Raw genomic sequence first — 12,566 nt, 5'->3', positions numbered from 1 at the left:
TTGAATATCGGCAGAATACTTTGAGCATATCGACGGAAAGGGGGTCTGCATGACCATTTTGGTCTTCGGCCGCACCGGTCAGGTCGCGACCGAGCTGGCGCGCAAGGGCGGTGATCGCGTGCGCTGCCTCGGCCGCGACGAGGCCGACCTGACGGATCCGGCAGCCTGCGCCGCGGCGATCGAGGGCGGAGACTGGGACGCGGTCGTCAACGCCGCCGCCTGGACCGCGGTCGACGCCGCCGAGGAACAGGAGCCCGAGGCCCTGGTCATCAACGGCGAAGCGCCGGCGGCCATGGCCCGCGCGGCGGCGGCCAAGAGCATCCCCTTCGTGCACATTTCCACAGACTACGTCTTCGACGGCAACGGCGCGGAGCCGTTCGGAACGGACGCGCCCACTGCACCGCTCGGCGCCTACGGCCGCACCAAGCTGGCCGGGGAAGAGGCGGTGCGCGCCAGTGGCGCGACCTACGCGATCCTGCGCACCTCCTGGGTCGTGTCGGCGCACGGCAAGAACTTTGTCAAGACGATGCTGCGGCTCGGTGCCGAGCGCGACCGCCTGACCATCGTCGCCGACCAGATCGGCGGGCCGACCGCGGCCGCCGACATCGCCGATGCGTGCCTGTCGATTGCCGGGCAATTGGCCGACGACGCCGGCAAGACCGGCACCTACCACTTTTCCGGCGGACCGGACGTGAGCTGGGCCGACTTCGCGCGCGAGATCTTCGCGCAGGCGGGACTGGCCCCCGAGGTCGTCGACATCCCCACGAAGGATTTCCCCACGCCCGCCGCGCGCCCCGCCAATTCGCGCATGGACAACAGTGCGACGGAAGCGACCTTCGCCATCGCCCGGCCCGACTGGCGGCACAGCCTGTCCGACATCCTCAAAGAGCTGGGAGCCAAGGCATGACCAAGCGCAAGGGCATCATTCTCGCCGGCGGGTCGGGCACGCGGCTCTACCCGATCACCATGGGCGTCTCGAAGCAGCTTCTGCCGGTCTACGACAAGCCGATGGTCTACTATCCGCTGTCGGTGCTGATGCTCGCCGGCATCCGCGAAATTTGCGTGATCACTACACCCGAAGACCAGGACCAGTTTCGCCGTGTCCTCGGCGACGGCTCGCAATGGGGCGTCAGCCTCGAATACGTCGTGCAGCCCTCACCCGACGGGCTGGCACAGGCCTTCCTCCTGGCTGAGGGATTCCTCAACGGCGCGCCCTCGGCGCTCGTGCTGGGTGACAACATCTTCTACGGCCATTCGCTTGCCGAGCTTCTCGCGGATGCCGATGAAAAGGAGACCGGGGGCACCGTCTTCGGCTATCATGTGGCCGATCCGGAACGCTACGGCGTCGTCGCCTTCGACGACGACGGCCGCGCGACCTCGATCATCGAGAAACCGAAACAGCCGCCATCGAACTACGCTGTCACCGGGCTCTACTTCCTCGACGGCACCGCCCCCGAGCGCGCCCGCCACGTGCAGCCGTCGGATCGCGGCGAGCTCGAGATCACCACGCTGCTGGAGATGTACCTGCACGAGGGCAAGCTCGACGTGAAGCGGATGGGCCGCGGCTACGCCTGGCTCGACACCGGCACGCACGAGAGCCTTCTCGACGCCGGTAACTTCGTGCGCACGCTGGAAAAGCGCCAGGGCCAGCAGACCGGCTGCCTGGAGGAGATCGCCTATCACTACGGCTGGATCGATCGCGCGGATCTGGACGAACGCGCGCAGCTCTTCCGCAAGAACGATTACGGCAGGTACCTGCGCTCACTCACCTGATCCCGGCCCGTGGTTACAGGCGGTACGCCGTAGAGCGAAACCGGCGGTCGAGGAGCCACCCGTTCGGACCCGATCGCAGCAGAGAAATGCGCCCCTTGCGGCTTGGAGGCGACCGGGCGACCCCGGCACGGCCTCTCATGCCAGGTATGCGCCGCCCGCCCGGACTGCACGAAATGGAGCTTGCGCTTGCAGACGGCGCATCATACCCGAAGACAGTATACTCAAGGCTTGGGCTTGCCGCGGGTGAGACCGAAGAGCCGCAACATTTTTGGTGCGATGGACACGCGGCATGACTGGAATTGGCTCTCATAGCGGGCTCGTGGTGCTCAACTCGAACACCCACACCCGCAACATTCACATCACCAAGATGATCCTGGATGCGGCTCGCGAGATGCTCGGTCGCGACCGCGTGCACTACGCGACCTACGACAATGTGATCGCCACCTGCCGTGCGGAGGAGGCACCTCTTCTGCTCGTGATCGACGGCCAGCGCCTCAATACCGCGGTGCTGCGCGCGGCGCGGCTGCATACCCGGACGATGGCACTGTGGCTCTTCGACGATCCGTACAACATGTCCGAGAACGTGACGAACGCGCGGATCTTCGATCATGTCTTCACCAACGAACCGGTCGCCGTTCCGCAGTATGACGGGGAGGCGCACTTTCTGCCGCTCGGTGGCGAGGTTCATCCCGGCGGCGTGCCGGACGAAAGCCGCAAGTCCTACGACGTGTTCTTCTGCGGCAGCGCCTGGCCGAACCGCGTGGTGCAGCTCAACCGGCTGCTGACACTGTGCCCGGACCTCGACTGGCGGATCAGCCTGACCTACAACCCGCACCTGCCGCCGTTCCCGCTTAACCTGCCGGAAAGCGCCTATTTGCGCACGCTGGCCTTCGATGACATGCTGGAGATGTCCGCGCGCTCGCGGGTGACGCTGGACCTCAACCGCGCCTTCGGCGGCACCGACCGCAGCGCGGAGGCGCTGTCTGCGACCTATCCCGGCCCGCGGGTGTTCGAACTGGCCGGCCGCGGGGCGTTCCAGCTCAGCGTCAATACGCCGGGCCTGCGCGATGCCTTCGACGACAAGGAAGTGCCGAGCTGCGATGGCGTGACCGACTTGGCACACACGCTGCGCAAGTGGATTGCAGATCCCGAGGGGCGTGCAGCGGCGGCAGGCCGCGCCCAGGCCAAGGTGGCGGCCAAGCACACCTATGTCCACCGCCTGACCAGCATCTTCGACGTCTGCACCAAGGGCGACACGGCCCCGGCCACCGCCGGACAGGCGCCGACCGGCCTCGCCCCCGCCAAGGCCCCGGCCGCTCCCGCGAGGCGCCAGAAGATCCTGTTCGTCGTGCACAACATCCGGGGCGACAACGCCTTCGGCGGGCTGGAGCTGCACCAGGAAATCGTCGCCCGCTATCTCTCGGCCAACTACGATATCTATTTCTTCTGGGCGCACCCGTCCGAGAAGGGGCGCGACGTGGTCCTGCTCGACAAGGACTACAACACTTTGGATAGCCGCGAGACGCCGGTGTCTGACACCTCCGTCCTGCTGCAGCACAACGCGTTCGAGCGCTTCTTCTCGGAGATGCTGCAGAAATACGACATCGATCTGACGCACTTCTTCCATTTCCGCGAAGTGCCGCCGTCGCTTGCCGCCGTGTCCCGCGCCCTCGGCGTGCCCTACACGGTATCGCTGCACGACTACTACATGATCTTCCGCAACTTCACGCTCGCGGACGGCGACGGCAACTTCATGGGCGAAAAGATCGACTGCCTGAACGAGATGGAGCGCCTGACCGCCAAGATCTGGGATGTCTCGCCCGGCGCCTACATGCGTCGGCACAGCGTTTTCTTCAGCGTGCTGCAGGGGGCGGAGACGATCATCCACATCTCCGATGCCGGCCGGAAGATCTTTGAAACCGCGTTCCCCGGGCTGGAGGATCATCCCTCCGTCCGCATCCATCACGCGCCGCTGCCCTCGGCCAATTACAAGGTCTTCCGCTCCGGCGCCAAACGGCGACCGCTGACCTCGGAGCCGAGCTTCGTGCTGCTGGGCAACATGGCCGCGCACAAGGGCGGGCCGTATCTGATCAAGGCGCTGGAAGCGCTCAAGGAGTTCAAGGGCCACCTGCACTTCCACGGGTCGATGAACAAGGACATCGAAACGCGGGTGAAAAGGGCTGTGGGCGACCGGGCGACCTTCCATGGCCGTTATGCGCCCGGCTCGCTCGACCTGACCGCTTACGATTTCTCCCTGCACCTGTCGACCTGGCCCGAGACGTATTGCCAGACACTTTCCGAAGCCTGGGCGATGGGCGTGGTCCCGATCGTCACCGATATCGGCGCGCTCGGCGAGCGGGTGGTGCACATGAAGAACGGCGTGAAGGTGAATCCGCAGAACCCCAGCTCTCTGGCAGCGGTCTTCGACTACATCGCCAAGTCGCCGCAGAGCTTCGAGCATCTGCGTGATATCCCCACCGAGGGCCTGTTCATGGATCCCCCGCGCGCCGCGGCGCAATACGAGAAGGCCTTTGCCGACGTCCTGGTCCGGACCTCGGGCAACCGTGCGCGGCCGATGCCCGAGATCGCCCCGGCGCCGGTGACCGTTGACGTTCTGGGGCGGGCGGCGCGGCGCGACATATGGACCCGCACGGGTGCGACCCCGCCGCAGGAACCGGTGCGCCCGGTCGCGGTGCGTGGTCCGTACTGGACCGACCACGAGGCAGCACGCCTTTCCATGGTCGAGACGCTGCGCGGCAATGTCGACCGCATCGATCTGGCAAAGAACGCGACAACGCCCGCCCGGATCGACGGCCACGACGGGCTCGACCATGAAGAGGACGTCTTCGTCGACGACACGCTGAACATCCGCGGCTGGATCAAGTTCGACGAACTGCCGGTCGAAATCGCCGATCCCGCGAAGGCAAGGCCGGTCGTGGCGCTGCAATCGGAAGGGTCGGACATGTGGGCGCTGTTCGAAGCCCGGACGGAGAAACGCGGCGACCTGGCGGAGTATTTCGGCGAAGAGGCGACCGAATGGGGCCTCTTCTCGGTCGCGCACATCGCCAACCCGAACCAGGATCTCAGCGGACGCGTCCGCATCGGCGTGGGCCTTCTGACACCGGAGGGGCGCGTCGTGGCGCTGACCGCCCTGCGCACCGTGACCGGCCACATGACCAAACGCCCGGCGAACAGGAAGTGACATGCCGTTTCGTATCGTTCTGACGTCCTCCATCCTGTCGCACCCGCTGAACAAGCACATCCTGAGCGCGATGGCCTCGGCGGCCCGCAACCTGGGCCCGAACTGCGAACTCCACGTCATGCCGACGGGATACGTGCTGGAGCCGGGCAGCCTCGATGGCACCGACCTCCTGGTCTTCCTCGGCTCTCTCAGCGACGCCACCAATGCCGTCGAACAGATGCCGGGCCTCGCCCGCCGCGCGGGCGCTGCCTCGGTTTTCTGGTCGACCGAGGACCCGTACGAACGCGATTTCGCCTGGCGGGCCAGAGAGTTCGACTATTTCCTCTCCAACGACGGCACCAGCACGAAACTGGCCCTCGAGCGCGAGGACGTGCACCATCTGCCGCTTGGCGGGAGCTACGAACAGGACTTCCGGCCGATGAAGGCCTACGACGCGCACGGCATCGACATCTTCTTCTGCGGCGCACCCTACCAGAACCGGCAGATCTTCGTGGAAGACATGCGCGCGGCGGAAATAGAGGCGATGCAGCCTCTGACTCTGCACCTCGCCGGGGCACAGTGGAAGACGCTGGGGCAAGAGGCGATCGACCTCGACCTGACGCATACGATGCTGCAGGATCTCTACGCCCGGTCGCGGTTCGTTCTTTACCTGCATCGCAGCCTGATGATCGCCAACGAGCGTCAGAAGCTGGTGTCGACGACGCCGGGGCCGCGGCTGTTCGAGGCGGCGCTCGCCGGGACCGTGCAGATCTGCGAATTCGTGTCCTTCGAGATCGAGGATTACTTCTCCCCCGAGACCGAGATCCGGCTCGTCCAGTCGGGCCAGGAAGGCTACGACGCCGCGCGCGATATCGCGGCCGATCCGGAACGCTGGCGCGCCATGGCCCTGGCCGCGCAGCGTCGTGCGATCGCGGAACATTGCTACGAACACCGTCTGCTGAAGCTGCTGGAATACGTTACGCCGCGACACCTGTCCAAAGAGGCGCATGTCGAGATGCAGCGCCATGTCGAGGCCGTCACCAACAAGCGCCTCGCCGCGCTCGACGGCTGACGCGGCGGACACGCGGCCGCTACGGACGGCAATCGCGGCCTTGCGAAGGGACGCCCCGGCAGAGCATTGTGCCGGGGCCAGAGATGTCCCGGGATCGCATGTCCTCCACCCCTTCCGCCCTCATCGCCGATGCGGCCACCGCTCCGCCCGAGGTGGAACCCGAGCCTGCACATACGCCGCACGGACGCGACGGCACGCTCGGCGCGGGACGCCTGCCTTTCGCTTTCGCGCGCGACAATGGCGTGGCGCTCGACGGAGCGCGGCTGATCCTGTCGCCGGAGGCGACGCAGATGGGCCTGCGCGAAGCGCGGCGCCGCGGCGGCCCCGAGCTGGAGATCAATGAGGAGGACGCGGAAGCGTTCGAGGCCACGCTTGCGCGGCTCTACCAGGACGGTGCCGAGGCCGAGAGCACGGACGCGCTGTCCTTCGACGTGGCGGCGGATACGCGCCCGGACACCGAGCGCGACCTTCTGGACGAGGCCGAGGATGCGCCGGTGATCCAGCTTGTGAACCAGCTTCTGCGCCGGGCGGTGCTGGCGGGCGCCTCCGACCTGCACGTGGAGCCCTACGAGGGCGGCCTGCGCGCGCGGATGCGGGTGGACGGCTTCCTGCAAACCGTTCTCGACCGCGCCGACGTGCCGACCAAGCGCATCGTCTCGCGGCTCAAGGTAATGGCCGCGCTCGACATCGCGGAGACGCGGCTGCCGCAGGACGGGCGCATTCCCCTGCGGCTCGGCGGGCGGCTGATCGATACGCGAGTATCGTCGCTGCCGGGCAATTACGGCGAACGGGTGGTGCTACGGATCCTCGACCGCTCAACCGGGCTCGTGCCGCTCGACGCGCTGGGGCTGTCGGAGGCGCAGGTCGCGCTGCTGGAACGGCTGTCCGCGCTGCCGAACGGGGTCATTCTCGCAACCGGGCCGACCGGGTCGGGCAAGACCACGACGCTCTATTCGCTCCTCAAGCTCGCCAACCGCGAGGAGCGAAATATCGTCACCGTCGAGGATCCGGTGGAATACGATCTGCCGGGGATCAGCCAGAGCCAGATCAACGCAGATATCGGCATGACCTTCGCCGCCGGCCTGCGCGCGACGCTACGGCAGGACCCGGACGTGATCCTCGTGGGCGAGATCCGGGACGGCGAGACCGCTTCGGTGGCGACGCAGGCGGCGCTGACCGGGCATCTGGTGTTTTCCTCGCTCCATGCGAACGGGTCGGTGGGGGCGGTGGTGCGGCTGCGCGATCTCGGCATCGACAACTTCATGGTGGCGGCGACGCTGCGCGGGGTTATCGCGCAGCGGCTTTTGCGGCGGCTCTGCGCCGAGTGCCGCCGGCCGCACCCGGTGACGCCGGGCGAGGCGCAGATCTTCGACCGGCACGGGCTGGCGATGCCGCTGACCATCCACGAGGCGGGGGGCTGCGCGGAATGCGGCGGCACCGGCTATCGCGGCCGGGTCGGCATCTTCGAGATGCTGGAGGTGACCGACCGCCTGCGCACCGCCATCGACGAGGGCCGGAGCGAGAGCGAGCTGCGCCGCCAGGGCCTCGAACCGCGCGAGACGCTGGCCGGACAGGCCCTCGCGCGCGTCGCCGCCGGCGAGACCGGCCTCACCGAGGCGATGCGCGTGGTCGGTGACCTGGCGTGAGGGCCTACGCCTACACCGCCTATACCGCGGAGGGACGCCGCCGCAGCGGCACCGTCGTCGCCGAGAGCGAGGCGCGCGCGGCGCAGGACCTCGCGGCGCAGGGCCTCTTCGTGTCCTCGATCGACATGCGCGGCGAGGCTGCGACACGCAGGCGACGACGCGCGCGCCTCTCGGGCGAGCTGCAGGCGGTGTTCACCCGGCAGATGGCCGTTCTTCTTGGCGCCGACCTTCCCGCCGAAGCCGCGCTCGAGGCGGTGCGCACTAGCGGAACGGGCACCGCGATGGACGCCATGGCGGCACGGGCGCGGGCCTCCGTGATGGAAGGCGCGGCCCTGTCGGACGCGCTGGCCGCCACGGGCGCAGGCTGGCCGCGCTACTACATCGCCGCCCTGCGTGCCGGCGAGCGGTCGGGCGATACCGCGGCGGTGATGGGCGAGTTGGCCGACCACCTGGAGACGGCGGGCACCGAACGGGCGGAGATCGCTTCCGCCCTCGTCTATCCCGGCTTCGTCGCGGCGGTGGCGCTGCTGGTCTGCGGGATCCTGATGACCTCGGTCGCGCCGCAGATCGTGGAGATGTTCGCGCTGTCGGGCCGGCCGCTGCCTGAGATCACGCAATACGTGCTGGCGGTCTCGGGATGGATCCAGAGCCATCCGGTGCCGCTGGCGATCCTCGGCGCGGTTCTTGCCGCGCTCTGGGCGCTGTCGGCCAACGTGCCGGCCCTGCGCGCCGGGCGCGACCGCGCGGCCTTGCGGCTGCCGCTCGTGGGCCGGCTGATGCGGCTGTCGGCGGCGGTGCAATACCTGCGCACGCTGGCGTTGGTCCTGGGCTCCCGCCAGGCGGTGATCGCCGCGGCGGAAAGCGCCGGCGAGGTCCTGTCGGTCGCCCGCTTCCGCACCGAGGCGCAGGCCGCGACCGAAGCGGTGCGCCGCGGCGAGAGCCTCGCACAGGCGATGGGACGACTCAGCTTCGTGCCCCCCGTGGCGCGGCAACTGGTCGAGGCCGGCGAGATGTCGGCGCGTGTCGCGCGCATGGCGGCCCGCGCCGCAGTGCTGGTGGAGAACGGCCTGCGCGCCGAACGCAAGCGCATCGCCGCACTGATCGAGCCCCTGCTGATGATAATCGTCGGCACTGCGGTGCTGGTCATCGTGCTCGCCGTGCTGCTGCCGATCTTCGATCTGCAAGCGGCGGTCGCAAACTGACGTATTTTTACCCTAAGTCGAGGATCCGGTGATAGTTTCCTGCACGACAAGGAAACAACAACAAACTCCGAGGAGAGGGCATGGCCTATCGCAAGCCCGGCACAGAGGCGCCGCTCTGGCATACTGCGAGCACGCGCGAGATCGCGGCGACCACCCCCCGGATCAGCGGCACGATGTCGGGCGACTTCCTGACCGGCACGGACGGCGGCGACAGCATCGAAGGGCTCGGCGGACCCGATACCATCTATGGCGGAGCCGGAGACGACACGATCCGTGGCAATTCCGGGCAGGACCTCATCTTCGGCCAGGACGGGGCTGACGCACTCTCCGGCAACGGCGGCAACGACGCGCTCTTCGGCGGAGAGGGCGACGACACGCTCTTGGGCCGCTCCGGCAACGACGTGCTGTCGGCGACCGGCGGCACGAACCTGTTTCACCCCGGCAGCGGGGACGATTCCGTTCTCGGCGGCGAGGATACCGACGTCGTGCGGATCGCCGGATCGATCTTCGATTTCCGTATCGACCGCCTTTCTCCGACCTTCGTGCTGGTCACCGACCTGAACCCCGATGACGGCGACGAGGGCAGCAACCGGCTGCTCAACGTGGAATCCGTGGTCTTCGACGACCTGAGGCTCGACCTGACAGGGAACAACGCGCCCATCGGGCGGGCCGACAGGGTCACTTTGGCCGAGGATGCCGGCCCCACGCTGATCGACGTGACCGCGAACGACATCGACTACGACGGCGATACGCTGAGCGTGACGGACGTCACCGGCGCCGCGAACGGCACCGCCGTCGCACAGGGCGGCGGCATCCTCTACACGCCGGACGACGATTTCTTCGGGACCGAGACGCTGAGCTACCGGGTCTTCGACGGAACCACCGGCGCGGCTGAAAGGGTGCAGGTGGTGCTGGGGGTGACCTCTGTCAACGATGCTCCGGTCGCCGGGGACGACATCGCGCGCACGAACGAGGACACCTCCGTCGTCATCGACGTGCTGGACGACGACACGGACGTCGAGGGCGACACGCTGAGCGTGACCGGCGCCAGCGGCGCCTCCAACGGCTGGCTCTCGGTGGGCACGGACAACCGGGTGACCTATTCGCCGGACGCGAACTTCAACGGCACGGACACGTTCACTTACACTGTCTCGGACGGCAACGGCGGCACGGATCGCGCCACGGTCACCGTGACCGTGGACCCGGTGAACGACGCGCCTGTCGCCGGCAACGACACGGTCACCACCGCCGAGGACACGCCGCTTTCCTTCGATCCCCGCACCAACGACAGCGACGTCGACAAGGACCCCCTGGTAATCTCGGGCACCACGTCGCCGCCGTGGGGGTCGGTGTCGACCGAAGCGGGCGGCGGCCTGACCTACACGCCGGTTCCCGACTTCAACGGCACGGACACGTTCACCTACACCATCAACGACGGCAACAACGCCCGGGCGACCGCGACTGTGACGGTCATCGTCACGCCGGTGAACGATGCGCCCGTCGCCAACAACGACACCATCGCCGCGATCGAGGACACGCCGATCCTGATCGACGTGCTGGCCAACGACACCGACGTGGATATCGGCCGGGAAGGCGACACGCTGTCGGTCACCGGCACCAGCGGCGCCACGCTCGGCACCGCCGTCGTGCAGGGTGACAACACCATCCTGTTCACTCCGGCGGAGAACGCCACCGGCACCGCCACGTTCACCTACGAGATGACGGACAGCGGCGGGCTTACCGACACCGCGACGGTCACGGTGAACATCGCACCCGTCGACGACGCCCCGATCCTGCAGACCTCGCCCGAGGCCGACCAGACGGTGCAGGAAGACGACGGCATCGCCACGGTGGACCTCGGGGCGCGGGTGACGGAGGTGGACGGTGACGCGCTCGCCTTCTCGAACATCCAGATCGAGCGCGGCGCTCTGGTGATTCCCGCGACCTTCAACGACACCGGCTTCACCTTCGATCCCGAAGTGCTTGAGCTGGACGAGGGCGAGTCGTACACGGCGACCGTCTCCTACGACGTCACAGACGGCACGACGTCCCAGACCGGCAGTTTCGAACTGACCATCGAGGGCGCCGACGAGGTCACGCCGGAGCCGCCCGAACCGATCGCCTCGACCGCCATCGACAACGCCGTCTTCACGTATACGGAGGCCGACGGACGCCCGCTCCTGGTGCCGTTCGATAAGCTCATCACCGATCCCGACGGTGTCGAGAAAGAGGTCGTGTCGCTCAACGTCAGCTCCGACGAGCCATCTATCGGCGCGATGACAATCGCCGATCCGACCGTGGTTTCGGCGACCTTCGGCGAGGGCGGGCTGTCGTTCGATGCCAGTCAGTATCCCTATTCGGTTCTCTTCGACGACGACAGCCTGAACGGGCAGACCGTCACCCTGAACTACGAGATCGAGCTTCAGGAAGCCGGCGGCACCGACACGATTGCGACCAGATTCGCGGTGGACGTGGTGCTCGACGACCCCGACGCTCCCATCAACACCGCGCCGGACGCCCGGTTCGCCTTCAGCATCGACGGTTATCCGGTGCAGAGGGACAACGCCGGCAACTATGCCGGACCGGGCCTCGTGCAGGTCGACGCCGAGGGGCCGGACGCACCAACCAGCCTGAGCTTCGACCTTTACGACTTCCTGTCGGATGCGGAGACGGCCGATACCGAACTCGACGTGACGCCGGGCCCCTTCTACTTGTTCAGGAACGAAGAAACCGGCGTCGCCGACGCGCTGCCGTTCGAATTCGACACCACCACCACGCCGGGCGGAGCCATCGTCACCATCGACTTCGCCGATATTCCGCTGGAGGACGGTGAATCTCAGCTGGGGCATTTCGACTTCACCGTCAGCGATGGCGAATTCACGTCCGAGGGCCGGATCACACTGGAATTCCTGGACGCGGCGGAGGTGAATCCGTCGGTGCTGTATACCTTCGAGGATATCGAGGTGCCCGATACCGGCCCGACCGCGTCAATCGGGTTTCTGGGCGACCATAGGCTAAGCGGCAGCGCTTCCGTGGTCGACGTGCCAGCGCTCGCGGCCTCGCGGCTCGGGCTCGACCTCACCGGCAACCTTGCGGACGATGGCGGCACGCAGCTTCTGCTCGCTCGGGAAAAGGAGATCCTCGGCCCCGCGCCCGAGCCCCAGGATCCCGAGGAGGGTGGTCGCGACGAGGGCGAGACCGTGGTCACCGGCGTCGACCCGTTCGGCATCTTCGGTGCGGGGGCCGCGGGCGATTTGGAGGCGAGGCCATATGTCTACCAGGCCTTCTCGACCTCGAGCCCCCCTGCCCCGCCTTCTGACGAGGAAGTCCGGCCGCAGTTGGACCTATACATAGCGAACAACCCGGCCACGTTCGGCACGGCGGTCGACGAATTCGAGTTTGTCGCCGGGATTGCATCGGACACCGGAACGCCAACGGACGTCACGTTGCAACTCTACACGGTCGGCTACGAGATAGTGACCGTGTCGGAAGGTGCGAGCTTCGCCATCTACCAGATTTACGCCGTCTACGAGGAAGCGGGGCAATACACGCAGAGTGTCGCGCCCGGTGAGCAGATCACGTTCTCGGGTACGGAGGACTTCTACTACGCCACGCTCGAAGCGGCCGATGGCAGCCCGGTGACGATCGACAACCTCGCCCTGACCGAAGTTGTCATGGACGTGGCGTAGCCC

General features: G+C 67.3%; 7 protein-coding genes. All 7 read left to right on the top strand.

Features of this window, described 5'->3' with window-relative positions; genetic code table 11:
* Positions 1-49 precede the first annotated feature (49 nt).
* The 7 genes from rfbD (at position 50) to F3H57_RS04495 (ending at position 12,563) form a co-directional block, all read left to right on the top strand.
* Positions 50-907 (top strand): dTDP-4-dehydrorhamnose reductase, encoded by an 858-nt coding sequence (rfbD, locus tag F3H57_RS04525; RefSeq protein WP_149754683.1) that lies wholly within the window; start codon positions 50-52, stop codon positions 905-907.
* Positions 904-1,773, top strand: coding sequence for a glucose-1-phosphate thymidylyltransferase RfbA (rfbA, locus tag F3H57_RS04520; RefSeq protein ID WP_149754682.1), 870 nt, complete (start codon positions 904-906; stop codon positions 1,771-1,773). The genes rfbD and rfbA overlap by 4 nt, the downstream gene beginning before the upstream one ends.
* Positions 1,774-2,062: 289 nt before the next feature.
* Positions 2,063-4,975: a glycosyltransferase family protein gene (locus tag F3H57_RS04515; RefSeq protein WP_149754681.1), complete on the top strand. Its 2,913-nt coding sequence runs from the start codon at positions 2,063-2,065 to the stop codon at positions 4,973-4,975.
* A 1-nt stretch (position 4,976) separates the two neighbouring features.
* Complete coding sequence (locus F3H57_RS04510; protein WP_149754680.1) at positions 4,977-6,026, top strand: CgeB family protein; 1,050 nt, start codon at positions 4,977-4,979, stop codon at positions 6,024-6,026.
* An 83-nt stretch (positions 6,027-6,109) separates the two neighbouring features.
* Positions 6,110-7,672: a GspE/PulE family protein gene (locus tag F3H57_RS04505; protein WP_223162949.1), complete on the top strand. Its 1,563-nt coding sequence runs from the start codon at positions 6,110-6,112 to the stop codon at positions 7,670-7,672.
* A complete protein-coding gene (locus tag F3H57_RS04500; RefSeq protein ID WP_188129598.1) occupies positions 7,669-8,874 on the top strand; it encodes a type II secretion system F family protein in 1,206 nt (401 codons plus the stop codon). Before F3H57_RS04505 ends, F3H57_RS04500 begins: the two co-directional genes overlap by 4 nt.
* An 80-nt stretch (positions 8,875-8,954) precedes the next feature.
* The gene (locus tag F3H57_RS04495; protein WP_149754679.1) at positions 8,955-12,563 is read left to right on the top strand and encodes an Ig-like domain-containing protein; all 3,609 of its coding nucleotides are present in this window, start codon (positions 8,955-8,957) and stop codon (positions 12,561-12,563) included.
* The last annotated feature ends 3 nt before the right edge of the window (positions 12,564-12,566 follow it).

The organism is Roseivivax sediminis (assembly GCF_900112685.1).
Taxonomy (GTDB): domain Bacteria; phylum Pseudomonadota; class Alphaproteobacteria; order Rhodobacterales; family Rhodobacteraceae; genus Roseivivax; species Roseivivax sediminis.
Note: the sequence above shows the minus strand (reverse complement) of the source record. Positions and strands in the feature narration are given on the sequence as shown.

Excerpts from the sequence above, each read along its gene's own strand:
- rfbD (WP_149754683.1), top strand. The coding sequence starts at position 50 with ATGACCATTTTGGTCTTCGGCCGCACCGGTCAGGTCGCGACCGAGCTG.
- rfbA (WP_149754682.1), top strand. The coding sequence starts at position 904 with ATGACCAAGCGCAAGGGCATCATTCTCGCCGGCGGGTCGGGCACGCGG.
- F3H57_RS04515 (WP_149754681.1), top strand. The coding sequence starts at position 2,063 with ATGACTGGAATTGGCTCTCATAGCGGGCTCGTGGTGCTCAACTCGAAC.
- F3H57_RS04510 (WP_149754680.1), top strand. The coding sequence starts at position 4,977 with ATGCCGTTTCGTATCGTTCTGACGTCCTCCATCCTGTCGCACCCGCTG.
- F3H57_RS04505 (WP_223162949.1), top strand. The coding sequence starts at position 6,110 with ATGTCCCGGGATCGCATGTCCTCCACCCCTTCCGCCCTCATCGCCGAT.
- F3H57_RS04495 (WP_149754679.1), top strand. The coding sequence starts at position 8,955 with ATGGCCTATCGCAAGCCCGGCACAGAGGCGCCGCTCTGGCATACTGCG.